This is a genomic window from Aquimarina agarivorans (assembly GCF_000218485.1).
GTDB lineage: Bacteria > Bacteroidota > Bacteroidia > Flavobacteriales > Flavobacteriaceae > Aquimarina > Aquimarina agarivorans.
Genome location: NZ_AFPB01000089.1, coordinates 132,644 through 158,043, shown reverse-complemented (window position 1 = coordinate 158,043; position 25,400 = coordinate 132,644). Strand labels below are relative to the sequence as shown.

Below are 25,400 nucleotides of genomic sequence, written 5' to 3'. Positions count from 1 at the left end.
ACCTAGAAATTCTGTTCTTTCACTCATTAAATTTTGATTGAATTAATTGTTTTATTAATATTTCTGAAATAAAATTATGTATATCCGCTTAGTGTCCATTTGCTGTAATGCTAGCTATTACTAGCCTGTCAAAGATTTTCTCTCCAAAATACCTTCTATTGGGTTTGTATACGAATTCATTAAGGTAGAGTTGAAGATATTTGGCTTTAATTTTATGATAAGTCCCTACAAAGTTCCTCTTTGCATTACTGATAGCTATATGCACCCACTTCAAAGTTTCTTTGGTAGTCTGTTCATTCGATTTTTCACTCATATGTACTTCTACATAATCAGCGATATTTACATATGAAGTACTTTGATCCGTGAAGACAATAGTCTGGTCATTATCTATTGCTGATTATAAAGTATCATCCGTTTGATCTGCTTTATGGCTTGTCAATACTTTAGCTTTAAAATACCTACACTGCCTTTCTTGCTTTCCTGTATCAATATCTTCCAGAACTGGAGTAACTACATTTGTTGGTACAATTTTGCTAAGCCTATAGTGTTCAATACACTTCAAATAAAATAGTTTCCTTGCTAAATTCAAATCTCAAAATTACTCAAAGTATGAGTAGAAAGGGAAATTGTTGGGATAACGCTGTAGCTGAAAGCTTTTTTAAAACAATTAAGTATGAATGCTTAAATAGGTACCTTTTTTCAAATAGTGAGCAGCTTTACAGGTCTATTGATCAATATGTAAATTGGTACAATACTAAAAGAATACAATCAGCTTTAGATTATTTGACTCCTTTAGAAATGGAATTAAAATTAACTCAAAATAAATATAGAAATGTGGCTTAGTAAAATTGTACCACATTTATTAGGTAGTCCAATATAATAATAGCGTTGTATAGTCATTTTTGAAATTTATTAGGTAATCCGTACGTTTAAATTTTAAAAAAATTAATTCATTGACTAAAACAACTTTAAAAAATCTTAGGTTTAGCTGACATAAAACCTCCTCAGGGTATTTTTTGAGGATAATCCTTTTGTAAAAGAACCGTGTTTTATAATCAATCTAGCACATGCTCACCAAACAATAAGCTGCAATCCCACTTTGGTAGGCACAAAGCACGCACTAAAAGTAAGCAACAGAATATCTGACATGCAATGTCTTAGACGTCCTTTTTCGGTACGGCGAGGATCAGGCAAGTTTGAAAAATATAGTTGAAAAAGATTTATCTTAGATTTCGAATCTAAAAGGTTTGACATTTTTTCTCTTTTATGGTAAGAAAATACCTTAAAGTTAATATGAGTTAAGATGATTCTAGTCTTTTTAAAAGTTAAATGCTTTTGCCCTGGTGTAGTAGGCTAGTAGCTTTTTTCAAATTTAATTTTTCAAAAATTCCGTTGCACCATCCAAAAGTTCTGGTTTCAAGCTTTTATCTACTGGCTTGTTTGATAACCAAATATTTAAAATGGCTTTTTTAAAATTTAAGCTTCCAGTAGTCCCTATCTTTTTATAATTGTAATATAGCGATAACCCAATTTTAGGTTCCTAAACTACATCAACTTTATCGCCCACTTTTAAATCTAAATTATTTAAATAGGATAAAAAAGTACTAATTTCTTGCGCAAGTTGCTTTAATACAACTTCACTGTTTTCATTATCAATCCCTTTTTTAAAAGCACTTATTAGTTTTTTTTGGATACTGCTTTGGATAAAATATCCATACGCATAATCATCAATTCGTCTTTATTTACAATGGTTAGCGCATTAATTTCTGGATCTCTTAAATACAATCCGCACGCATACACGTCTACCCAAAGTAGTTCTCTTAACCCTGCTCCATTCAAAATCAATTGTTGTTTTTTAAAACGATATAATGCTGGAAAAGCTGTTTTACCAACAATTTTGGACTCTAAATTGAGTCGTTTTATGTCTTCTTGCTTCACTTTTCTAATTTTTGACTGCGCATAAAAAGTTGTCGATATTAAAGAGATGAAAAAAAATAATACTAGATACTTCATGCTTACTTATTTTAATAAAAATCAATTTTGTTCGCTATAATAGGAATCCTTTTAAGACATGCAAAATAAGCATTTACAAAATCCACGGAGCACAATCTTTTCAGTCTATAAAAGCAATACCATTAGCAATAGATTTCTCTAATATGCGTAATTTCAACATATTATACAGTTGCTACCTTCAAATCACCACCTAAAAATGATTTATCACCACTTAAATAGCTAAGTAAAAAACAACACTAAATCTAAGGCATTGCCTGCCGTAATTTAATTATTTATATGTGTTAAATCTGTAATACCTAAATTTCATTGAGCCAAGTAGATATAGTATTCAATGGAATGAAATTATGAAACAATACTATCACCAGCAGTAAATGATGCATTTAAATGAGAATCTATAATGCAAAAAAACAACCCCGAGGCAAAGCGACAGCGTTGTTTTATTGTAAGAAATAAAGAGAAATAACAGTAATTATAACACGGCTAAAGCCGCTTCATAATTAGGTTCATCTGCAATTTCCGTTACTTGTTCTGTATGCAGTACTTTAGCATTTTCATCCAAAACAACGACTGCTCTTGAATGTAGTTTTTGTAATGGCCCTTCAATAATTTCTAATTGATAATCTTTACCTAATTGACCTTCTCTAAAATCAGATAGTGTTTCTACATTTTCTAATCCTTCGGCACCACAAAATCGGGACATTGCAAATGGTAAATCTCTTGATATACAAAGTACTTTTGTATTTTCAAGTGCTGAAGCTGATTTGTTAAAAGTACGAACAGAGGTTGCACAAGTGCCAGTATCTATCGACGGAAAAATATTAAGAACAACGCGACTGCCTTTATAATCTGCCAATGTTTTTTCCGATAAATCACTTGCAATTAATTTAAAATCCGGTGCTTGAGCACCAACTTCAGGTAATGAACCTAAACTGTTAATTGAATTTCCTTGTAAAGTTAATTGTGCCATTTTTATAAAATTTATTTTAATACAAATTACAAAAAACCATTTAGCATTTGTTACTTTAACACGGCTTTAACCATAGCTATTTTCTACTACTTTACCTTTAATTCCTATGTATCTTGATTTTAAGAATTTAAAATCTGCATCTTTATTATCTGTAGTGTAAAACGGTTCAAAAATCTCCGTTTGTCGTTTTCCGAAATCAAATGTAAGTGCTACTACGGGTACTTTAGCCTGTTTTGCAATATAATAAAACCCTGTTTTCCAATCCTCAACCTTGTCACGTGTGCCTTCAGGAGATATTGCCAAAATGAATGATGTTCTTTCATTGTAAACATTTACTATACTGTCAACTAGCTTTTCATTTTTTTTTCTATTCACAGGAACGCCACCTACACTTCTAAAAAAAATACCGAAGGGAAATCGAAATAATGACTTTTTTCCTACAAAATTAATTTTGGTTTTACATATAGTTTTAACGAGTAATCCTATGATAAAATCCATATTGCTGGTATGCGGTGCTCCTATGACAACATATTTTTTTAAGTCTTTAGGAAAATTTCCAACAATTTTCCAGTCTAAAACTTGGAACAAAATAAAACGTGAAAGTATTGTTATCATTTAGCAAATTTAATCTAAAAAAATTAAGATTTTATAGCTGTAGTTTTGAACAATTGAAAAATCGGATTTATGGCTAAATACGAGAACTACTAGTCTAGTAAATAAGCTAAATCCCTACAAATATTGTAAGTAATATCATTTCCTTGGGCGTAGTTCAGTTATTAAAAATTTATTCCAACCTTTACTTCAAAATTCTATTCACTTAAAATTTTATAAAAATACCCTAAAAATTGTTTTTTTTAGATTGGTATATTATGAATAAAAAAACCACTAAGCATGTTTTATATGTTTAGTGGCTCGTCACAAATAAACCTTGGGGAAATTTACCTGCTTATGACTAATTTCATTACAAATGTAAGTAAAATAAATTACACTAACAACAAAAAATGCTTTTAAGCGATTATTAAGTGCTTTTTAACGATAATAATTTAATGAATGACTAATTATAACTATTTTAAAAAATTCTTATAATCAATCATTAACAGTAAAATCTTTGTTCTTAAATCCTATTAAATGTAATTGCTCTTGAGCGCGCGTAATTGCAGTATACAACCACCTCATATAATCTTTAGTAATTCCATCTGGCAAATAAGGTTGCTCAACAAAAACATGAGGCCACTGCCCTCCTTGAGATTTATGACAGGTAATGGCGTATGAAAATTTTACTTGCAAGGCATTAAAAAATGAGTTGTTTTTAACTCCCAGAAACCTTTTGTATTTAGAATTTAGATCACTGTAGTCTTTAAGTACTTCTTGATATAATTTGTTACTATCCTCATAATTCATTGAGGCACTTTCCGATGTCAAAGTATCTAAAATTAAAACTGTTTCAAATGGCTGCATGTTCGGATAATCAATCATTCTAATTTTAACTTCTGCAAAGCGAAATGTATATAATTCTTTGATTGCAAAAATTTCCAGGATTTCAATAATGTCGCCATTTGCAATAAAACCAGCCTCTGAATTAGGTTCCAACCAGAAATAATTATTTTTAACCACCATTAAAAAATCACCAGCTGAAAGTTCATTTTCTTTAAATAAAATACGTTGCCTTATTTGCTGATTGTACAAATTAGCGCGTTTGTTTGATCGCACTATAATTACAGTACCTTCATGTCCGTATTTTCCATATGAATCTTGTAAATGTTCAATAATTTCATTGCCTTCAACCAATCGCTTTATATCCTTAAACCCTTCAATATCAAACTTAAATTCTTCAAAAAAAGTATCCTGAAGATGTTCACGGAGTGCCGTTGCATTTTTTAATACACCGCTATCTAAGGATTGACGTACCACTTCATTAAGCTCAATAGTGGTTACTTTTTTATCAAAATCAAGTGCTAAGGTTTGTTCGTTTAAAGCGGGACTCAATTCGGATTTGACTGGCGGTAATTGAGCAGTATCTCCAATAAATAAAACTTTACAGTTTGTGCCTGAATATACATATTGAAGCAGGTCATTTAACAGTGAACCATTTTCAAACATTTTACTTTCCGTAGGTAAATCAGGTATCATTGATGATTCATCCACTACAAAAAGTGTATTTGTAAATTTATTTTTTTTAAGCGTAAAACTAACCCCCGCATTATTAGTTTTTTTGGGGTAATAGATGTGTCGATGAATGGTTTGTGCTTGTTTGCCTGAATAATTTGAAATTACTTTTGCCGCTCTACCTGTTGGCGCTAACAGCATGTATTTCATTTTTGCTTGCCATAATTGGGTGACTAGCGTACCTATTAAAGTAGTTTTTCCTGTACCTGCATATCCTTTTAAAATAAATAGTGATGTAGCCTCTTTACTAAATAAAAAATCAGAAAGTAATAACAAACACTCATCCTGCGATGATGTAGTTTTATGCGGAAATTTACTTATTAATAGTTTGTAAAATGATGCTGCCGTCAAATGTGCCGAATTAGTAGAAACAAAGAATTTTCAAAGATAATCAAGAAAAAATTCCTCAGGACTTTTGTGATTCAAAAAAAATTGTAGATTTGCTTTATAACATAAATAACTACTGAATTAACATGAAATTACTGGTACAATTAGTCTTATGGGTTGTAATTGCCTTTTTGGGATACAAAGTTTATGATTCTGTATATAGCTCGGTACGATTTCAACAAGTAAAAGAGCAACGTTTTGCTCTTGCTGTACAACAATTGAAAGATATTAGACGATCCCAACAAGCACATAAAGTTGTTACTGGTAAATATGCTCGCGATTTTAATGCTTTAGCCAAATTTATTGATACGGCTAAATTTACAATTACTCAACGAAGAGATTCAAGTTTTACGCGCTACGACAAAGCTTTCCGTATTGATCGATCGGTAGATACTGTGGTGGTTGATATATTAGGATATGAATCTGTTAAGGATTCTCTATTTAAAAATAGTGATGCTTACCAAAAATTATCAGAAATTAAGTTGAGCGAAGATAAAGTGGTAAACATTGAAATGAAAACAAGTGTTGTGGAAAAAAATGAAATCCTATATCCTGTTTTTATCGCCTCAATACCTAAAAGAAGTTTATTATACGATCAGCCAGAACAATATTTAGCTGAGGAAGATGAAGTAGAATCTTTAGATGAGATCAATGGACCTGAAATATTTGTTGGCTCACTTGAAGAAATTAATACAAATGGTAACTGGCCTATAGTTTATGACAAATAGTACTGTTTCAAACTTGAACAATACATCATCATATAGTTTATCCATTCAATTAAGTTTGAATGGATTTTCTTTTTTAATCACATCAAATACTAGTGAGGTTGTTTCAACTTTTACTAAAAGTAGCGGTGATTTTTCGTTTACTGAGCAGCAATTGTTAGATCAAGTTTCAGAAGCCTTTACTACAAAACCTGAATTACAAGCTAATTTTAGTGCAATCCACGTAATTTATTACAATGAGTTATTTGCTTTAGTACCTAAAGCTTTATTTAAAGAAAATGAATTAAAAACCTATTTGAATTATTCTGTTAAAACATTAACTACAGATTATATAACTTATGATGAATTGACTACAGGTATTATAAATGTGTTTATACCTTATATCAATGTCAATAATTTTTTGCTGGAAAAATTAGGTGAATTTGACTTTTACCACTCTAGTGGCATACTAATCAACCATGTGCTTGACAAGGAAAAATATAGTATTTCTGAAAAAGTTCACATTTATGTAACAACACAACAATTTGACATTATTTGCACAAAAGGTACCGATTTACTATTGTTCAACTCATTCACTTATACTGCAAATGAAGATGTTATGTATTACGTACTGTTTTGTTTGGAACAACTTAACCTGTCCTCCAATCAAGTTGAAGTTGAGTTAATTAATACCATAGATAATGATCTTTTTGAGCTATTATTTACTTACATTAGACATATTGCACAACCAAAAACAGAAAAAGAGACTATAAATGTGCTCCATCAATTAGTTAACAAGTAACATGCGAATCATTTCAGGAAAACATAAAAGCAAGCGTTTGACAGCTCCAAAAAAGCTTCCCGTACGCCCTACTACCGATATGGCTAAGGAAGCCTTGTTTAATATAATTAATAACCTCTATTATTTTTCGCAAGTAAGTGTACTCGACTTGTTTTCGGGAACAGGAAACATCAGTTACGAGTTTGGCTCTCGGGGTACCGAAGAAATTACCGCAGTTGACAAACACTATGCTTGTGCTAAATTTATAGAAAATACTGCTGCAGAATTAGATTTACCTATTTCAGTTATAAAAAGTGATGTATTTCTTTTTTTAGAAAAATCGAGTCAATCCTATGACATCATTTTTGCTGATCCTCCTTATGATTTTAGTACTGAACAATTTTCAAAAATAGTAGATTTAGCTTTTGATAATTCATTAATTGCACCCGATGGCGTACTAATTATTGAACACTCTAAACATACTTCATTAGAAAGTCATCCTAATTTTAGTTATGACAAACGTTATGGTGGCTCTGTTTTTAGTTTTTTTGAAAATGAAGTTGCAGAAAATGATGATGATATTACCGAAATGAGAATTGTATAACTATAAAATAGTTGCCTACAAATTATTCTATAGCTCATTTTTTCAATAGCACTAAAAATAAGCATCTTTTTTAGTAACTTTCACTAATGAAAAAAGTAGCTGTTTTATATCAATATAAAGTAACTCCAATAAAAAATGGAATTCAAAAACCAATGAAACCCGGAGGCTATTCAGATAGTGGAGCAGATATAGCCGTAGAGCTACATAAAAGTGGAGTATCAATTATTACTCCCTTTGATAAACCAGATCTAAACAATGATTTGGATTGGGTTTTTCCAGACACAAAACAAGGAATTCAATTAGCAATTGATAAAGGTGCTAATGTTTTATGGTTAAATACCATATTGTACAATGAGCATCCAATAATTCATTTTTTCAATTCGTCAATAAAATTTGTAGGACAATCTCCAAATTTAGTAGATACTTATGATGATAAATGGATAACTAATCAATTGCTGACAGCAAACGATATTTCTATACCTAAGACTCAGTTTATTTCAAAAAAAGAAGTTACAAACTTTAAATTAACTATTGATTTCCCTTTGGTTCTAAAACCACTTAGAGGCAGAGGAAGCCAAGGAGTTTCTGTTGTTCAAAATAAAGAGAATTTAGATTTTAAATTAACTGAATTATTTTCAACCAATTTATATGGCGATAGCGCTTATGTTGAACAATTTTTAAGTGGTCAAGAAATTACAGTTACTGTAATGCCTCCTGGTAATTATAAAATAAATAGCAAAAATCAAGCATTTGTAAAACCATGGAGCTTGCCCGCCGTTAAAAGAGTTAATCATCAAAATGGAATTGCTCCTTACAATGGAGTTGTTGCTGTAATTGAAAACAGCAAGGTTTTAAACCAAGATGAACTCAATGCCAAAAATATCATTGAGGCATGCAAACAATGCGAAAAAGCAGCTATGCTCCTTCAAATAAAGGCTCCTATTAGAATTGATTGTAGAGCTGACAAAAAGGGGAATTACTTTTTATTTGATTTAAATTTAAAGCCAAATATGACAGGACCATCTAGGCTACATAGGCAAGATCAAGATAGTTTAACATTATTAGCAGCCAGAGCTATAGGATGGAATTATTTCGATTTACTAAATAATATGCTTTTGCAACAATGGTAAATTAACTTTATTTTTTGATATAAATTTGTGCATATTTATTTTAATGATTGATATTGTAACGCCATTTTACTTTAAGAAATATCTTTTTTAATTCGTAAACCATTAATTCACAACAATGATTCATCCAAAAGAAAAAATAACTATCGACAATCATAATCATGTAAAATATAGTCAAGATTTTCAGTACTCTAAAGCAGAAATGATTGATCGCAGTGCTTCTTTTTATCATTAGTTAAATAAACGAAGATCAATACGAATGTTTTCTGATCAATCTATTCCTAAAAGTGTTATTGAAAATTTAATTCTTTCGGCTTCTGCTTCTCCTTCTGGAGCCCACAAACAACCCTGGACATTTTGTGCTGTTTCCAATAAAGAATTAAAAACTAAAACTAGAATTGCTACCGAGGTCGAAGAAAAGAAAAGTTACGAAAGTAGAATGAGTGAACGCTGGAAAAAGGATCTTGAAGCGTTAGGTACTGATATATTCAAACCTTTTATAGAAACAGCTCCTTGGCTAATTATTGCTTTTAAAAGACCTATGACTTAAATGAAACCAACCAGAAAAGTAATAACTATTATGTAAATGAGTCTGTAGGAATTGCATGTGGCATGTTGATCACTGCTATTCATAACGCAGGACTTGTAACATTAAACCACACTCTTAGACCTATGAATTTTTTGGCTGACTTACTTGATCGACCCAAAAATGAGAAAGCTTTTATGTTGTTCTCTGTTGGATATGCGGCTGAAAAAATCTATGTTCCCAATATAGAATAAAAATCTCTTGATGAAATTAGTGTGTTTTATGACTAAATGTCTCTTTAATATTAAATTCTAAAAAAATCAATGTTTTATTGGCAAAATTACACTCATTCATCAAAAAAAATGATAAATAAAATTAAAAACAAGGACTACAACTGTATTTTTGTCATACCCATTTATGATTCATCATGGTAGGTTGTCGATAAATTAGAATGATGAGGTTTTTGTTGATATAATACCATTATTCTCAATATTAAATTTCACAATTCTGAAGAATCTTTTTATGCTTGATCCTTCAAAATCAACACAAATTTCAATTAAATTTTGTCAAAATTATAAGTAGAAGCTAAGATAAGTCCAAACGTATAAAACCTAACTAAAAAACACATTAACAGCTAACTTTAGAACGACAGAAACATTTAAAATAAAAGAAAAGCGAGTCTATAAGCCGGATTCTGTATTTCGATAACATCGAAATCCTTATCATTTATCTGTGTTATCTATTACTAAATAACTATAACCGCCTACCCTCCAACTTGGGCGCATAACCCTTTTAGCGCTGGTTTACATGACGTTGCACCACATAGAGTTTACCTGGTTTCACTACAGCATTACCTGTACCTGCTTTCTGTTGCACTTGTCCATGTTTTAATTAATCAAAACAGACGGGCGTTACCCGCTATGCCATACTATGGTGTCCGGACTTTCCTCTCTTTAACTGCTAAAGAGCGATAAGGCGACTCGCTAGTCGGCAAATATACTGCCAAATCATGGATTTTGATACGAAACCATTTTATAATTTTAAATTCACTTATACTACAGTTTATCAATATTTTGAAAATTATTAACCGTTCGCTCAAAACCAAAAAAACATCATCAAAACTAAAACATTTATTAAAGGGCATAATTTTTGCCATTTAATTCATAAAAAATCATAAATTTAACGTAGAAAGAAAGCTTATGGATGATAATTTTTCGCCTAGAGTAAAAGATGTAATAGCTTACAGCAAAGAAGAAGCATTACGTTTAGGGCATGATTTTATAGGAACAGAACATTTAATGTTAGGCTTATTGCGTGATGGTAGCGGAAAAGCTATTGATATTTTATTTGCGTTGGAAGTTGATTTAGCTCACTTACGTAGAAAAGTTGAAATTCTTAGCCCTGCGAATACCACAGTAGCAGTAGCATCAAATGAAAAAAAGAACTTGCATTTAACAAGGCAAGCTGAACGTGCATTAAAAACAACTTTTTTAGAAGCTAAGTTGTTCCAAAGCACCTCTATAAATACTGCACATTTACTACTATGCATTTTAAGAAACGATAACGATCCGACTACTAAGTTGTTAAATCGTTTAAAAGTAGATTATGATAGTGTTAAAGAACAATTTAAAGGTATGATTATAAATGATGATGAAAATTACGATTTACCTACTTCCGAATCATTTTCTGAAGAAAGTGAAAATTTAGAAGGAGGCGAACGTGAGTCTTTTGGAAATACAGGTTCCGGAGGTACTAAAAACGCAAAAAAATCAAATACACCAGTACTTGATAACTTTGGTCGGGATCTTACAGCTATGGCTGAAGATGGAAAACTTGACCCAGTAGTAGGTCGTACTAAAGAAATTGAGCGTGTATCGCAAATATTGAGTCGTCGTAAAAAGAATAATCCGCTTTTAATTGGTGAACCTGGTGTTGGTAAATCTGCCATTGCTGAAGGTTTAGCTTTGCGTATAATACAAAGAAAAGTTTCTCGTATTCTATTTGACAAACGCGTAGTTACTTTAGATTTGGCTAGCTTAGTTGCAGGTACCAAATATCGTGGTCAATTTGAGGAGCGCATGAAAGCAGTAATGAATGAATTAGAAAAAAATGATGATATCATTCTTTTTATTGATGAAATTCATACCATTGTTGGTGCTGGCGGTGCCACTGGTAGCTTAGATGCTTCAAACATGTTTAAACCTGCGTTAGCACGTGGTGAAATTCAATGTATAGGTGCCACAACGCTAGATGAGTACAGAAACTCCATTGAAAAAGATGGAGCTTTAGAGCGCCGTTTTCAAAAAGTAATAGTTGAGCCTACCAATATCGAAGAAACCATTGAAATTTTAAATAATATCAAAGGGAAATATGAAGAACATCATAATGTAATTTTTACTGAAGATGCTATAGAAGCCTGTGTAAAATTAACAAATCGATACATGACGGATCGATTTTTACCAGACAAAGCTATTGATGCATTAGATGAAGCAGGATCTCGTGTACATATTACAAATATTGATGTTCCTAAAAAAATATTGGATTTAGAGCGCAAACTAGAGGAGGTTAGAGAACTTAAAAATAGCGTAGTCAAAAAACAAAAATACGAAGAAGCTGCTAAGCTTCGTGACGACGAAAAAAATATTGAAAAACAATTAGCCGTTGCTCAAGAACAATGGGAAGCTGACTCTAAAGAGCACAAAGAAATTGTTAATGAAGATAATGTAGCGGATGTAGTTTCCATGATGACAGGAATTCCTGTAAACCGAATTGCTCAAAAAGAAATTACTAAACTTGCGGAATTACCTGAACTTATTAAAGGTAAAGTCATAGGGCAGGACGACGCCGTTGCAAAAGTGGTAAAAGCGATCCAACGTAACCGAGCTGGGCTTAAAGATCCTAACAAACCCATTGGTTCATTTATATTTTTAGGACAAACAGGCGTTGGTAAGACCCAATTAGCCAAAGTAATCGCAAAAGAATTATTTGATAGTGAGGAGGCATTAATCCGTGTGGATATGAGTGAATACATGGAAAAATTTGCAATTTCACGTTTGGTAGGTGCACCTCCAGGATACGTAGGTTATGAAGAAGGTGGTCAGCTAACTGAAAAGGTAAGACGCAAACCTTATTCCGTGATTTTACTGGACGAAATTGAAAAGGCACATCCAGATGTATTTAATATGCTATTGCAAGTATTAGATGATGGTTATTTAACAGATAGCCTTGGACGCAAAATAGATTTCAGAAATTCAATAATTATAATGACTTCCAATATTGGTGCCCGAAAGTTGAAAGACTTTGGTTCAGGTGTTGGTTTTGGAACCGCTTCTCAAAAATCTCAAGCAGATGAAAATGCAAAAAGAATTATTGAAGGAGCCCTAAAAAAAGCATTTGCTCCAGAATTTTTAAACCGTATTGATGATGTTGTTATTTTTAATGCACTTGAAAAGGATGATATTCATAAGATTATTGATATTGAATTAACAAAATTGTTTGTTCGTATTAAAGATTTAGGATATGAATTAACATTGAGTGATAAAGCGAAGGATTACATTGCCGAAAAAGGATTTGATAAGCAATATGGAGCAAGACCTTTAAAAAGAGCTATTCAAAAATTTATCGAGGATGCTTTAGCTGAAGAAATTGTTTCTTCAAAATTAAAAGAAGGAGATGCTATTTTTATGGATTTGGATGAAAAAGCTAATGAATTAAAAATTGAAATACAAACACCCGACGAGGCTACAAAGTAATGTGTTATTTAATTAGGATATAGAACATCAAAGAGCCGTTTAGCAAATAACTAAACGGCTTTTTTTTATGATAATCTTTACAAATTGAGCCATTATCTTTTTTACAATGGCGCTAATTTTAAATTACTCAAACAATAATTAAATATTTTTTTGGATCATAGAGAAAATATAAGTTTAGCCTTTTCTGCAGTTTGATATTATTTTAAAGTTTCAAATGAAAAATAACCATTTCAAATAAGTAATTTAATATCAACAATAGTATTAATTGTGATAAATACTTGCCTAATTGCAATTTACAACTCATTCTTTTAAAATTTAGAATTTAAATTTTAAAAAAAATTAACTTAAGTTTTACACATAAAATCAGCTATAAAAACGTTAAAATAGATTGATCTTCTTAAATAGTTGTAGAAAAGTAGTAAAAAAGCTACTTTTATGCTTTAAAACAACAATAGTTTTAAGCTTTTACAAAATAGCTTAAAGATGAATTTAATTAATAACCAAACTACTTTATGAAATTTAATCTATTATTAATAAGTTTAGGTGTGTCTATGCTTATTGCTTGTAATGGTAAGTCCAAACAGAATGAGCAAAACAATTCCGAAAATGAGAGTAAAGACACTACTCCAGTTGTAGAAATGGAATTTCAAAAAATTCCTGTACCCGCAAATGCTGGTGATTCCATGAAATGGGAATTACAAACTGACACTTCTGATGATTTTAACTACCTACATAAACCAGCAACCATAAGAACCGATTTTGGAGATGGCAAATGGTATAATTTTTACCATAATGCTTGGAATGGACCAGGAACAACCTATTGGCAGTATGATCATGTTGAAGTAAATGGCGACGATTTAATTATAAAATCATCAAGAAACCCAAGTACTGAAAAAATGGGTGTTCCTGGTGTAAACGCTGGTTGTATTACAAGTAATAAAAAGGTAAAATACCCTGTATTTGTTGAAGCTAGTATTAGTGTTGCTAATATTGCGCTAGCTTCAGATGTTTGGCTATTAAGTCCTGATGACACTCAGGAAATTGACATTATTGAATGTTATGGTGGTAAAGAACCTAAAAATGAATATTTTTCACAATTTATACATTTAAGTCACCACTCTTTTATTAGAGAGCCTTTTACTGATTACCAACCAACAGACCTCAAATCCTGGTGGAGAAGAAATGGAGTGACTAGTTGGGGTGAATACAGCTGGAATAACGGAAATCGTAAATATGTACGTGTTGGTGTCAACTGGGTAAGTCCTATTCATTTTGAATATTACATTGACGGTGAGTTGGTTCGAGTGCTTTACGACAAGGCCATGGCTAACAAAATTAATGGTAAATGGGATTATGATTACCCATCAATGACTGATGGTAAACTGGATATGGACGCTGGATATCAAAAATTAAATAATTTTGAAACCTCCACTACATATTCTTTAGCAACACTTAAAAAAGCAAGCGAACAATCAAAAGTAAATGTTATTGATCCTTACAATTTCCAAAAAGGAACTGGTTTTAATAAGGAAATGGATATCATTATAAATGTTGAATCTCAAAATTGGCATGTACTTGATAAAAGAACTCCTAGCGATGAAGATTTAGCAGATCCTAACAAAAATAGTATGAAAGTGGACTGGATTAGAGTTTATAAGCCTATTGCAAGCAATATTTCAGCTTAATATTGCAAACTAAACATTCTTTAAAAACCACCAAAAGCATAATTGCTTTTGGTGGTTTTTTCGGATCAACCCGAAAAGTTGTGGGGTGTTATAAAATTTTAGATTTTTGTTAAAAACAATAAATTGGACTCCAAAGAACTACTTGCTTACTTTTTACCCGAAGGGATTTTAGAATATTTTGATATTATAGAAGCCAAAGAATCTAATGATAGATTGACACTAGTTTTAGAAGAAAAGCCATTACCGATGGGCGAACAATCTCAAAAGCGATTACATTCTAAAGGCTTTTATCCTGTAACTCAAATCCAAGATTTTCCTATTCGCAGAAAAGCATGTTATTTAGAAGTGAAGCGTAGAAGGTGTGGACTACCAACAAAATATTGAGACACAAGAACGGAGTAGTCAAAATTGTAAATATTAAGTTTTGGTTTGACCTAGTTTTAAGAGGATGGTAGTTTAATCAAACCAAAAGATTTAAAAAAGAGGAAGATAGAAAAATAAATAATCGATTGAGAATAGGCTTGTCAATCGATTATTTATTTTTGTTCAAATATTTTTGTGTTTAAACAACCTGTTAAGGTGGTTTTATAATCTTTAGTTAATTATTAATTTTTTTGTAGCATAAGAGGTATTGGTGTTTATAGTAATAAAATAAACACCTGAAGAAAGGAAGCTTAAATCAAAGCTGTTTTTGTAAATTCCTGCACTGTTATAATTCGAATACAACCTTTTAACAATACTTCCGTCAAGGTCTTTAAGATCTATATTGATACTAGAGCCAAGAGCTAAACCAAATTGAATAGCAAGTTCTTCTTTGTTTGGATTTAAGGGATTTGGATAGAATTCGAAAATAGCTAAAGAATTTTCATTTTCAAATGAGTCGACGGATAAAACATTTGTTGGCATCGGAGCTAATTCTGGCTGTATAGATTTGTTAGCACTTATGGAAGATGCTTTTTGAAGATGATTATCTTTATCGTTGGAAAACCAACTTTCTCCAGCAGTTTCAATATTATTAGATTGATCAAAAATATTAGTAAAAAACCAATCAGCTTGTACTTTTTCAGTTGTTAAATCTAAAATCATATATCCATGCTGGTCTAAATCGGCATACTTTAAATGAGGATTAGGGTTTGGATTTCCTGTAATTGGTAAGGGTTTATTAATTTGAAATTCGGCACCAGCACTTGCAGCTACGCCTATATTTTCATCAAAATTAGCTGATGTTATACTTGGTGTTGCAAACTCTACAGCTACAGATCCGCTACCTGTTTCAGGGTCGTAAGTGATACTAGAGGGGGCTCCAGGACTAAAAACAGATGGGCGTTTAGAAACATCGAAAGCAAATGTGCTATGGAAATCTCCTGTTAATATGACGGTATTATCAATATTGTTATTTTCAATATAATCAATAACCAAATCTCTTTCTGCAGGATAACCATCCCAAATATCTAAGAAAATACTTTCTACTTCTTGAGGTGTTTGGTCACCCTGTGCAGCCCATCCAATATTAAATTCCGAAAAAATTACTTGATTTGCAAGTACTTTCCATTTAGCTGTAGACTCACTCAATTCATTAAACATCCAATTACGTTGAGGTACGCCTAGTAAGGTCCTGTCTGAAGCGTATAACGCAGGGTTTGTAACATCAAATATTTGTTCGTCTCGTCCTTCTAGACGTGTATCAATATTAATAATATCTGCCAAATTTCCATATTGAATAGTTCTGTTTATTTTAAAGTTTTCTTCATCTCTAATTGGCATCCATTCAAAATAGACTTGCTTGGAAATAGATTTTCTAGAATTCCAATCTCCTTCATCTTTACCATCTTCTCCATGATTTTCAGCCCCATTCGTGTATGAGTCATTAGCACTTTCATGGTCGTCCCAAATGGCAATAAAAGGGTTTTGTTGGTGAACAGCTAATAAATCAGGGTCTAGGCGATATAGTGAATAACGCATTCTGTAATCTGCTAAATTCAATATTTCAGTTTCAGGAATATTAGCTCTGTCAGCCCTGCTTTCATCATATCCGTAGGTGTCCTCTCCTGCACCGTATTCATAAATATAATCTCCTAAATGGATAACAGCATCAAGGTCTTTACGTTCAGCAATTTTCCTGTAAGCATTAAAATATCCAGCTTGGTAATTAGAACAAGATACCACAGCAAAACGTAAATGATTTACACTATCTGTTGGTGTAGTTCGGGTTCTTCCTGTTATAGATTCTTTTCCTAAAGCATTAAAAGAATAATAATATGTAGTTGAAGGATTTAGTCCTGTAACATCAACTTTTACCGTGTAGTCTTTATTGGCTGAAGTACTTGTTATACCTGAATTTATGATATTAGTTAAGTCAGGATCTGTAGCGATTTTCCAGGTTACATTTATAGTAGCATCTTCATCTGGTGTCACACGAGTCCAAATAATGACTTTGTCTTCCAAAGGATCTCCTGAAGCTACGCCATGGTAAAATGGTTTTAAGGTTGGGTTAAATGGTAGTTCATTATTTTGTTCTTGCGACTTTGAATTAGATCTTTGATAATTAATCTGTTGGGATTGTATTTGTGTAATAGAAAGTATAACAGATACAATAAATGATAGATAATAAGCTTTCATTATGTTTTTTTTTGTAAATGTAATTGAGGTATTCATGAAGCATTTTAAGTTACTTTAAACTTAAATGCATTACTATGTTATGCATGCGTAACTTAATATTAATTGAGCGTAAAGTAAAGAGCTTAGGGGAGGGTATTAAATTTTTATCGGAGTGTTTTTAGTGGGAAATGTAAGTATTTCTAAAATTGTAAAAATAGAAATGACAACACCTAATAAAGCTACTCCTATTTTTTTCAAATTTTGAATTATCATAATAGTCTTTTATATTCATTATTAACATTGTACGATTATATACGTATACAATCATTCAATTCTATATTTATATAAAATTACAAGCTTAAAGTTTGTTTCGTACAGTTCATTAAAGTTATATTAGTAACCTAATCAACGAACTTTTTATGGCTTTTAACGAGGATTCTAGAGTTAAAATACCCACAGTATTACATTTAATAAAGTTGGGTTACACTTATTTATCACTTAAAAGTCAAGTTTGGGACACTAATACGAATATTTTTATTAATATTTTTAAGTCTCAATTATCTAAATTAAATCCTCAATTATCAGATGCTGAAATAGAACGCGAATATGCCGAAATTTCATTGGCTCTAGAAAATGAAGATTTAGGTAAGGCATTCTATAAAAGATTAATTGATAGATCTGGAGTTCGTTTGATCGATTTCGAAAACTTCGATAATAATTCTTTCAATGTAGTTACAGAGTTACCTTATGAAAAGGATGATGACAACTTTAGACCTGATATTATTTTACTGATCAACGGACTGCCATTAGTTTTTATTGAGGTTAAAAAGCCAAATAATTTACAAGGAATTAGAGCGGAACACAAGAGAATGACCACTCGTTTTCAAAATAAAAAGTTTAGAAAATTCATCAACATAACACAATTGATGGTTTTTTCTAATAACATGGAATACGATGACATGGCTACTGAACCTTTACAAGGTGCTTTTTACAGCGCTACCTCTTATTTCAAACCTATATTCAATTACTTTAGAGAAGAAAATGAATTTGACTTAGCAACGCTGCTTACTTCTGTTTCAGATGAAACAGAAAATAAGGTACTTAAAGACAACAACTTGTTAAGCATTAAAAATGCGCCAGAATTTTCAACTAACAAAAGTCTAAACTCACCTACAAATAGAATTTGTACTTCTCTTTTTCAAAAGGAACGTTTAGCATTTCTGTTAGAATTTGCCATTGCCTATGTAAAGGAAACCGAAGGTTTGCAAAAGCATATTATGCGTTATCCTCAATTATTTGCAACCAAGGCTATTGAGGATAAGCTAGAGAATAATATAAAGAAAGGAATTATTTGGCATACCCAAGGTAGTGGTAAAACAGCGTTAACTTATTTTAATGTAAAACACTTAACGCATTATTACCGTAAAAAAGGAATCATTCCAAAATTCTACTTTATTGTAGATCGATTGGATTTACTTATTCAAGCAGGCAGAGAGTTTAAAGCAAGAGGCTTAGTGGTTCATAAAATTAATTCTCGTGACGAATTTTCTAGAGAAATAAAATCTACCCAAGCCATACATAATAACTCTGGAAAAGCTGAAATTACCATAGTCAATATCCAAAAGTTTAAGGATGATCCTGATGTTATTAAAAACACTGATTATAATCTAAGCCTTCAGCGTGTATTCTTTTTAGACGAAGTACACCGAAGCTATAATCCAAAAGGGAGTTTTTTGGCTAATTTGGAACAAGCTGATAAAAACGCGGTAAAAATTGGCTTAACAGGGACGCCTTTGTTGGGGGAAGAATACAACTCTAAAACACTATTTGGTAGTTACATTCATAAGTATTATTATAATTCTTCGATTAAAGATGGTTATACACTGCGCTTAATTAGAGAAGAAATTGAAACCAGTTACAAGCTAACGCTTCAAAAGGCTCTGGAAGAAATAGAAATACTAAAAGGCAATGCAGACAGAAAAATTGTGTATGCACACGAAAAGTTTGTAGAGCCTATGCTCGATTATATAGTAGCTGATTTTGAAAAAGCCCGTGTAACCATGAATGATAATAGTATTGGAGCTATGGTCATTTGTGATTCTGCAGATCAGGCTAAAAAAATGCAAGAGATATTTACTGCAAAATATGCGGAACCTCAAGCATTATTCATGGCTGCAGAAGCGCCTCTAACTTATGGAGACAAAAAGTTAAATGAACGAAAAGTAAAACGCTCTGAAGTCATTTTACATGACGTTGGCGATAAAACATTACGTAAAGATTGGGTAGAAAAATTTAAGGCAGGGAAAATAGATATCCTTTTTGTATTCAATATGCTGCTTACTGGTTTTGATGCTAAAAGGCTTAAAAAATTATACATAGGTCGCGTAATTAAAGCACATAATTTATTACAAGCACTAACCCGTGTGAATCGTACTTATAAAGATTTCAAATACGGATATGTGGTCGATTTTGCAGATATTCAAAAAGAATTCGAAAAAACCAATCAAGATTATTTTAAAGAACTACAATCGGAATTGGGTGATGAGTTAGAACATTATTCGGCATTGTTTAAAACCGATGATGAAATAAACCAAGAAGTACAACAAATTAAGGAAGTTTTGTTTCATTTCGATACGCAGAATGCAGAGTTATTTTCTCAGCAAATCAATCAAATTTCTGATAAAAAGCAACTTTTAGAAATTGTAAAAGCATTAAATAATGCAAAGAGTTTATACAATTTAATCCGTCTTTCAGGTAACTATGAATTATTAGAAAAACTCGACTTTAAAAAGTTAACCGTGCTATCGCGTGAAGCTAATAATCGTTTAGCTATGATTAATACCAAAGAGGCTTTAGAAAACAATGTAGATACCAGTAACTTATTAAACATTGCTTTGGAAGATGTACTTTTTGCCTTCACTAAGGTAAAGGAAGAAGAAATGGTTTTGGCAGATCAATTAAAAAATACGCTTCAAAAAACAAGAGAAGCTTTGGGTGGCAATTTTGACCAACAATCACCAGAATTTATTACTTTACGCGAAGAGTTGGAACGTTTATTTAAGAAGAAAAACTTAAGTGAGGTGTCAAAAGAAGAAATGGAAACTAATATTGATGCTTTAAATGCCATTTATGATAAAGCAAAAGAATTAGACCGTAAAGATCAGCTATTAAAAGCCAAATACGATAACGATGAAAAGTACACCCGTTTACACAAACGTTTATCTGAAAAAAATCCGCTTACCGATAGTGAACTTAAATTATTTGAAGCCTTAAGTGGCCTAAAAAAAGCCATAGACAAAGAACTATTGCAAAATACCAAACTATTAGAAAATGAAAATTATGTAGAAAAATTAATGATGCGTTTAGTGGTCACTGAGTTTAAACAAAAACAGCAGATTCCCCTAGATGTAGCTGCATCCAAACGCATACAAAATCTAATAGTTAAAGAATACATGAACGAATACTACGGCACCGTAGCTTAATAGAAATAGAATATGACCACAGCAGTTGCCTTTGAAACACAAACAAAAACACTGATAGATGATCTTAAAAGTGTTTGTGCTAATTATGGTTTGGGAAATGATGGAAATGAATTTAAAATTATTACTCAGGTATTTTTATACAAATTTTTAAATGACAAGTTTGTATACGAAGTAAAACAAATAGATACAGAAATTGCTAACGCCAAAGATTGGGAAGCTAAACTAAGAAGTTATAGTGATGAGGATTTTGAAATGCTCACTTTTCAATTAAATGAAAGTACGGCAGTACTAAAACCAGCGCAATTTATAACCAGTTTACACCAAAAGCAGAACGATCCTAAATTTGCAGAACTTTTTGATAATACTTTATTAGGAATAGCGGAAGCCAACAGCTCCATATTTTCAGTAATTACTAATGGTGGCGAAAAAATTGTATTGTTCGAAAATTTAAGTAAATACGTAACTGACGATCGCGATGGATTTTGCAGAGCCATCATTAACAAGCTTACAGCATTCAGTTTTGAACATATTTTTAGCGAAAAATTCGATTTTTATGCCGGTATTTTTGAATACTTAATTAAGGATTACAATACCAATAGTGGTGGTAAATATGCAGAGTATTTTACACCGCATGCGGTAGCCAAAATCATGGCACGTTGTTTAGTAAAGGGCGAAGTCACTAATGCCTCTTGTTACGATCCTTCAGCAGGTTCTGGAACTTTGCTAATGAATTTAGCCCACCAAATTGGCGAAGAAAAATGCAGTATTTATTCGCAGGATATTTCTCAAAAATCGTCCAATTTATTGCGTTTAAACTTGGTGCTGAATAATCTGGTACATTCCATACCCAATATTGTAAAAGGAAATACCATATTAGAGCCTTTTCACAAAGAAAAGAGCGGAGCACTCCAAAAGTTCGATTACATAGTATCGAACCCACCGTTTAAATTAGATTTTTCGGATTATAGCGAAGATTTAGATAGTAAAGAAAATCAAGAACGCTTTTTTGCAGGTATTCCAAAAATACCAAAAAAGAAAAAAGAGTCCATGGCAATTTATTTGTTGTTTTTACAGCATATAATGCACTCTTTAGAAGATAAAAATGGCAAAGCAGCCATTGTGGTACCTACAGGGTTTATAACCGCACAGAGTGGTATAGATAAAAAAATACGCCAAAAAATGGTAGAAAGTAAAATGTTAGCAGGTGTAGTAAGTATGCCGAGTAATATTTTTGCCACTACAGGTACTAACGTGTCTATTTTATTTTTAGATAAAAGTAATAAAGGAGATGTAGTACTAATTGATGCTTCTAATTTAGGAGAAACCATTAAAGAAGGTAAAAACCAAAAAACGGTACTCACCGAAACGGAAGAAGAACACATAATTAGTGTATTCAATAATAAAGAGGCGGAAGATGATTTTTCGGTGGTCGTTTCTTATGATGATATTAAAGCAAAAAATTACAGCCTAAGCGCAGGCCAATATTTTGAAGTAAAAATTGAATATGTAGATATTACCGCTGAAGAGTTTGCTACTAAAATGAAGGGGTTTGAAAGTAATTTAGAAAATTTGTTTGCTGAATCTAAAAGTTTAGAAAAGGAGATTCAAGAGAATTTGAAAATGCTTAAATATGAATAATAGGTCTCTTAAGAGTATTTCAATTAAGATAAGTAGCGGATTAACTCCATTAAGATCAAATAATAAATTTTGGGATGATGGAGATATTTCTTGGGTTAAAACAGAACAGTTAGGAAAAAAGTATGTTTATAATTCTATCGAAAAAATTACTAAGTACGCTTTAGAAAATACTTCTATAAAATTAAACCCAGCTAATACATTGAGTATTGCCATGTATGGCGAAGGTAAAACAAGAGGAAGTGTTTCTATATTGAAAAATGAAACAACAACGAATCAAGCTTGTTGTAATATTGAAATTGATAAAAATAAAGCTGATTTTGAATATGTTTATTATAATTTGAAAACACATTATTCTAATTTAAGAAATTTATCCTCTGGGGTTAGAAAAAATTTAAACTCTAATGATATAAAAAATTTTGAAATTCAAATACCTAATTTATCAATCCAAAAAAAAATAGCCAAAGTCCTTTCCGATTTAGATGCTAAAATAGAAGTCAACAACAAAATAAACCAAGAGTTGGAAGCCATGGAAAAAACACTCTACGATTATTGGTTTGTGCAGTTCGATTTCCCTGATGAAAACGGAAAACCTTATAAATCATCGGGTGGTAAAATGGTTTTTAATAAAGAGTTGAAAAGAGAGATTCCTGAAGGGTGGGAGGTGGATTCTTTGTCATCATGGATAAAAAATGACAAAAGTGGTGATTGGGGAAAAGAAAAATTACAAGGTAATTACATAAATAAAGTTTCTTGTATTCGTGGTGCAGATTTAAATGGATTAAATGGTAAAGGGGAAGTAAAAAGTCCAACACGTTTCATTTTAGAGAAAAACAATCATAAAATATTAGAAGTTGGAGATTTTATAATTGAAATTTCTGGAGGAAGTCCAACTCAATCTACGGGAAGAATGTCTTTTATTATAAAGGAAACCTTAGAGCGTTTTGAAAATCCTTTAATTTGCTCCAACTTTTGTAAAGCAGTTACTTTAAAAGAGGAAAAGTCATTTTTTAATTTTGCATATGAGTGGAAAAGATTATATGATGCAGGAGTTTTATTTGGCTGGGAGGGAAAGACTAGTGGTATAAAAAATTTGTTGTTTGAATCCTTTGTAACAAATCATAAAAGTGTAATACCACCAATAAAAAATATGGAAATGTTTTATAAAAAAATAAATCCTATTCAAGCAAAAATCCAAACTAATTTAAAACAAAACCAAAAGCTAGCAGAACTCAGAGATTGGTTATTACCTATGTTAATGAATGGACAGGTGCGTGTAACGCATTCTGATGTAGATCAGAATCTAAAAGAATCGGAGGAGCAATTGGGTATGGTTGCTGAGCCTGAGGCTAAATATAAAGTTAAGGGTTAGCTTATGCTAAACAGTTTATACCTTTAAAAAAGACATTAAAGTCTACTCTTAAAACAATCAAAAATCATTAAAAATTCACTTTTAAGTGAAAATAATTTGTAAATTAACTTATAAGTGAATAATTTTGCACAAATAGTACCGTTATTTAAATATAAGTATGTAGCTTATTATTCCGTTAACCTAGATGGAGAAGGGGAAACGCTTTATAACCAATTTGTAAAAAATCATGAAAACAGCAAATCAAAAAATAAACTGCGTCATATATTAAAGTGGATAAGTGAAATAGGTAAAAAGTATGGAGCACAAGACCGTTTTTTCAGGAATGAATCTTGCATAGCCGAAACACATGCATTACCACCCGTTAATGCGCATATAGCACCTTACTTTATAGAAAAAGGAAAAAAGAACAACTTAAGGTTATATTGTTTAAAAGTTAACGAACATGTAGTGTTTTTGTTTAGCGGAGCAGTTAAAACAACTTTAAAAGCACAAGATTGTGAACAGGTAAAACCACATTTTGAGCTAGCAAATAAATTAAGTAAGGCAATACATATAGCCTTAAAAGAAAAAGATATCTACTGGAATAGTGATTATACTTTATTAGATTGTGATGAAGATTTTGAATTAAATTACTAAATCGAAAAAAATGAAATTTCCTGAAGAAAATATATTAGAAAATTGGCTAGAAACAAACCCTAATCCAGCAATAGATAAATTCATAGAACGTAATTTAGCCATTACTGAAAAAGTAGTTTCTATTTTAAAAGAACGTAACATTAAAAAGGGAGAGTTTGCTGTAATGCTTGGTAAAACACCTTCTGAAGTTTCCAAGTGGCTTTCAGGCTTGCATAACCTAACCTTAAAGAGCATTACAAAAATGGAGGTGGCATTGGGTATTGATCTTATAAACCCTGAGCCAGTAAAAGAATATGTAAATGTATATTTTGGAACCGTACCTGGTGGTGCCAATGAAGTTAGAAATAAGGCTATAAGTTATGAAGATACGGATTATTCTACAGCAAGTTAATTATGAAAGTTAACACAAATCATATTCATTTACTACATGTAGATACCCAAACAATATTGTTTAAGGATTTTGAAAAACCAACCAAAACTAATTTCAAAATTGATATTGGACACCACGTACAACATAATTTAAAAGAAGGTCTAATAAAAATTGGTTTAAAAATTAGAATTAATGCCGAAGCTCATAAAAATAAAGGAGAAGCGGTATTTTTAATTGATTCCCATTTTAAAATCGATGAAATGAATACTTATTATTCTTTAAATGAGGATAATAAACCTAAGTTTGAAGGGCTATTAATCATAACACTAACAAGTATTGCTTATTCTACTGCAAGGGGTGTTGTTTTAGAAAAATTATCCAAAACAAATTTAGCGGGAATTGTTTTGCCTATAGTTGATCCTATAAATTTATTAGGAAAGCCTATTGCAAAACAAGTACAGGAACGTTAGTATAAATTCCACGGATTCATGTGTATGGAGTACTTATTTATCAAATTACACGATGAGACAAGGCGATATTTGTATGCATAAGCAAATAGCAAATATGCTTATCAAAAACGGTTAAATATTTGTTT

At 31.4% G+C, this 25,400-nt stretch carries 20 protein-coding genes, 1 other RNA gene and 2 pseudogenes; 15 read left to right on the top strand and 8 right to left on the bottom strand.

Annotated elements, in window-relative coordinates; translation table 11 throughout:
* Positions 1-88 precede the first annotated feature (88 nt).
* Positions 89-499, bottom strand: a pseudogene (locus tag GMC_RS19140) (IS1595 family transposase); the annotation flags it as partial.
* 47 nt (positions 500-546) lie between these two features.
* Here GMC_RS19140 and GMC_RS19135 point away from each other — a divergent pair.
* Positions 547-843 (top strand): annotated as a pseudogene (locus GMC_RS19135) (transposase); the annotation flags it as partial.
* Positions 844-1,372: 529 nt separating this feature from the next.
* On the opposite strand, the gene GMC_RS22960 reads toward GMC_RS19135, so the two are convergent.
* The 5 genes from GMC_RS22960 to GMC_RS0105310 form a co-directional block, all read right to left on the bottom strand.
* Positions 1,373-1,531, bottom strand: coding sequence for a chalcone isomerase family protein (locus GMC_RS22960; protein ID WP_094766256.1), 159 nt, complete (start codon positions 1,529-1,531; stop codon positions 1,373-1,375).
* Positions 1,532-1,677: 146 nt separating this feature from the next.
* The gene (locus GMC_RS22545; protein WP_010521166.1) at positions 1,678-1,938 is read right to left on the bottom strand and encodes a chalcone isomerase family protein; all 261 of its coding nucleotides are present in this window, start codon (positions 1,936-1,938) and stop codon (positions 1,678-1,680) included.
* Between the two features lie 544 nt (positions 1,939-2,482).
* A complete protein-coding gene (gene tpx / locus GMC_RS0105320) occupies positions 2,483-2,980 on the bottom strand; it encodes a thiol peroxidase (RefSeq protein WP_010521165.1) in 498 nt (165 codons plus the stop codon).
* Between the two features lie 66 nt (positions 2,981-3,046).
* Positions 3,047-3,595: a 1-acyl-sn-glycerol-3-phosphate acyltransferase gene (locus GMC_RS0105315; protein WP_010521164.1), complete on the bottom strand. Its 549-nt coding sequence runs from the start codon at positions 3,593-3,595 to the stop codon at positions 3,047-3,049.
* A 471-nt stretch (positions 3,596-4,066) separates the two neighbouring features.
* Positions 4,067-5,497 carry an ATP-dependent DNA helicase gene (locus tag GMC_RS0105310; protein WP_010521163.1) on the bottom strand — a complete coding sequence of 477 codons (1,431 nt, stop codon included), beginning with the start codon at positions 5,495-5,497 and terminating at the stop codon, positions 4,067-4,069.
* Between the two features lie 122 nt (positions 5,498-5,619).
* Between GMC_RS0105310 and GMC_RS0105305 the strand changes: the two genes are divergently transcribed.
* From GMC_RS0105305 to GMC_RS22125, 5 genes are all read left to right on the top strand, one after another.
* Positions 5,620-6,261, top strand: coding sequence for a hypothetical protein (locus GMC_RS0105305; RefSeq protein WP_010521162.1), 642 nt, complete (start codon positions 5,620-5,622; stop codon positions 6,259-6,261).
* A complete protein-coding gene (locus GMC_RS0105300) occupies positions 6,251-7,039 on the top strand; it encodes a DUF3822 family protein (RefSeq protein ID WP_010521161.1) in 789 nt (262 codons plus the stop codon). The genes GMC_RS0105305 and GMC_RS0105300 overlap by 11 nt, the downstream gene beginning before the upstream one ends.
* A gap of 1 nt (position 7,040) precedes the next feature.
* Positions 7,041-7,622 (top strand): RsmD family RNA methyltransferase, encoded by a 582-nt coding sequence (locus tag GMC_RS0105295; protein WP_010521160.1) that lies wholly within the window; start codon positions 7,041-7,043, stop codon positions 7,620-7,622.
* Positions 7,623-7,708: 86 nt separating this feature from the next.
* Positions 7,709-8,752 (top strand): ATP-grasp domain-containing protein, encoded by a 1,044-nt coding sequence (locus tag GMC_RS0105290; protein ID WP_010521159.1) that lies wholly within the window; start codon positions 7,709-7,711, stop codon positions 8,750-8,752.
* A 256-nt stretch (positions 8,753-9,008) separates the two neighbouring features.
* A complete protein-coding gene (locus GMC_RS22125) occupies positions 9,009-9,299 on the top strand; it encodes a nitroreductase family protein (protein WP_238527928.1) in 291 nt (96 codons plus the stop codon).
* 643 nt (positions 9,300-9,942) lie between these two features.
* Here GMC_RS22125 and rnpB read toward each other — a convergent pair.
* Positions 9,943-10,262, bottom strand: an RNA gene (gene rnpB / locus GMC_RS20540) — RNase P RNA component class A.
* 212 nt (positions 10,263-10,474) lie between these two features.
* Here rnpB and GMC_RS0105280 point away from each other — a divergent pair.
* The 3 genes from GMC_RS0105280 to GMC_RS19125 all read left to right on the top strand — a co-directional run bounded on the left by GMC_RS0105280 (position 10,475) and on the right by GMC_RS19125 (position 15,096).
* Positions 10,475-13,027 carry an ATP-dependent Clp protease ATP-binding subunit gene (locus GMC_RS0105280; RefSeq protein WP_010521158.1) on the top strand — a complete coding sequence of 851 codons (2,553 nt, stop codon included), beginning with the start codon at positions 10,475-10,477 and terminating at the stop codon, positions 13,025-13,027.
* Between the two features lie 512 nt (positions 13,028-13,539).
* The gene (locus GMC_RS0105275) at positions 13,540-14,712 is read left to right on the top strand and encodes a LamG domain-containing protein (protein ID WP_010521157.1); all 1,173 of its coding nucleotides are present in this window, start codon (positions 13,540-13,542) and stop codon (positions 14,710-14,712) included.
* Between the two features lie 123 nt (positions 14,713-14,835).
* Positions 14,836-15,096 carry an ISAon1 family transposase N-terminal region protein gene (locus GMC_RS19125; protein WP_010521156.1) on the top strand — a complete coding sequence of 87 codons (261 nt, stop codon included), beginning with the start codon at positions 14,836-14,838 and terminating at the stop codon, positions 15,094-15,096.
* A gap of 210 nt (positions 15,097-15,306) precedes the next feature.
* Here the strand turns inward: GMC_RS19125 and GMC_RS19120 are convergent, their stop codons facing one another.
* Positions 15,307-17,331, bottom strand: coding sequence for a T9SS type A sorting domain-containing protein (locus GMC_RS19120; RefSeq protein WP_010521155.1), 2,025 nt, complete (start codon positions 17,329-17,331; stop codon positions 15,307-15,309).
* 398 nt (positions 17,332-17,729) lie between these two features.
* Here GMC_RS19120 and GMC_RS0105255 point away from each other — a divergent pair, with 398 nt between their 5' ends.
* The 6 genes from GMC_RS0105255 (at position 17,730) to GMC_RS0105230 (ending at position 25,275) form a co-directional block, all read left to right on the top strand.
* On the top strand, positions 17,730-20,792 hold the full coding sequence (locus GMC_RS0105255; protein ID WP_010521154.1) for a type I restriction endonuclease subunit R: 3,063 nt from the start codon (positions 17,730-17,732) through the stop codon (positions 20,790-20,792).
* Positions 20,793-20,804: 12 nt separating this feature from the next.
* Complete coding sequence (locus GMC_RS0105250; protein ID WP_010521153.1) at positions 20,805-22,430, top strand: HsdM family class I SAM-dependent methyltransferase; 1,626 nt, start codon at positions 20,805-20,807, stop codon at positions 22,428-22,430.
* Positions 22,423-23,799, top strand: a complete 1,377-nt coding sequence (locus GMC_RS0105245; protein WP_010521152.1) for a restriction endonuclease subunit S — start codon at positions 22,423-22,425, stop codon at positions 23,797-23,799. Before GMC_RS0105250 ends, GMC_RS0105245 begins: the two co-directional genes overlap by 8 nt.
* A gap of 114 nt (positions 23,800-23,913) precedes the next feature.
* On the top strand, positions 23,914-24,435 hold the full coding sequence (locus GMC_RS0105240) for a hypothetical protein (RefSeq protein WP_010521151.1): 522 nt from the start codon (positions 23,914-23,916) through the stop codon (positions 24,433-24,435).
* Positions 24,436-24,445: 10 nt separating this feature from the next.
* Positions 24,446-24,826, top strand: coding sequence for a helix-turn-helix domain-containing protein (locus GMC_RS20535; protein ID WP_010521150.1), 381 nt, complete (start codon positions 24,446-24,448; stop codon positions 24,824-24,826).
* Between the two features lie 2 nt (positions 24,827-24,828).
* Positions 24,829-25,275, top strand: a complete 447-nt coding sequence (locus tag GMC_RS0105230; RefSeq protein ID WP_010521149.1) for a hypothetical protein — start codon at positions 24,829-24,831, stop codon at positions 25,273-25,275.
* The last annotated feature ends 125 nt before the right edge of the window (positions 25,276-25,400 follow it).

What these genes read in the sequence shown, in the direction of transcription:
- GMC_RS0105275 (WP_010521157.1), top strand. Translation starts at nt 13,540, where the DNA reads ATGAAATTTAATCTATTATTAATAAGTTTAGGTGTGTCTATGCTTATT.
- GMC_RS0105280 (WP_010521158.1), top strand. Translation starts at nt 10,475, where the DNA reads ATGGATGATAATTTTTCGCCTAGAGTAAAAGATGTAATAGCTTACAGC.
- GMC_RS0105305 (WP_010521162.1), top strand. Translation starts at nt 5,620, where the DNA reads ATGAAATTACTGGTACAATTAGTCTTATGGGTTGTAATTGCCTTTTTG.
- tpx (WP_010521165.1), bottom strand. Translation starts at nt 2,980, where the DNA reads ATGGCACAATTAACTTTACAAGGAAATTCAATTAACAGTTTAGGTTCA.
- GMC_RS0105315 (WP_010521164.1), bottom strand. Translation starts at nt 3,595, where the DNA reads ATGATAACAATACTTTCACGTTTTATTTTGTTCCAAGTTTTAGACTGG.
- GMC_RS22125 (WP_238527928.1), top strand. Translation starts at nt 9,009, where the DNA reads ATGTTTTCTGATCAATCTATTCCTAAAAGTGTTATTGAAAATTTAATT.
- GMC_RS0105230 (WP_010521149.1), top strand. Translation starts at nt 24,829, where the DNA reads ATGAAAGTTAACACAAATCATATTCATTTACTACATGTAGATACCCAA.
- GMC_RS0105290 (WP_010521159.1), top strand. Translation starts at nt 7,709, where the DNA reads ATGAAAAAAGTAGCTGTTTTATATCAATATAAAGTAACTCCAATAAAA.
- GMC_RS0105250 (WP_010521153.1), top strand. Translation starts at nt 20,805, where the DNA reads ATGACCACAGCAGTTGCCTTTGAAACACAAACAAAAACACTGATAGAT.
- GMC_RS19120 (WP_010521155.1), bottom strand. Translation starts at nt 17,331, where the DNA reads ATGAAAGCTTATTATCTATCATTTATTGTATCTGTTATACTTTCTATT.
- GMC_RS20535 (WP_010521150.1), top strand. Translation starts at nt 24,446, where the DNA reads ATGAAATTTCCTGAAGAAAATATATTAGAAAATTGGCTAGAAACAAAC.
- GMC_RS0105300 (WP_010521161.1), top strand. Translation starts at nt 6,251, where the DNA reads ATGACAAATAGTACTGTTTCAAACTTGAACAATACATCATCATATAGT.
- GMC_RS0105295 (WP_010521160.1), top strand. Translation starts at nt 7,041, where the DNA reads ATGCGAATCATTTCAGGAAAACATAAAAGCAAGCGTTTGACAGCTCCA.
- GMC_RS0105245 (WP_010521152.1), top strand. Translation starts at nt 22,423, where the DNA reads ATGAATAATAGGTCTCTTAAGAGTATTTCAATTAAGATAAGTAGCGGA.
- GMC_RS0105255 (WP_010521154.1), top strand. Translation starts at nt 17,730, where the DNA reads ATGGCTTTTAACGAGGATTCTAGAGTTAAAATACCCACAGTATTACAT.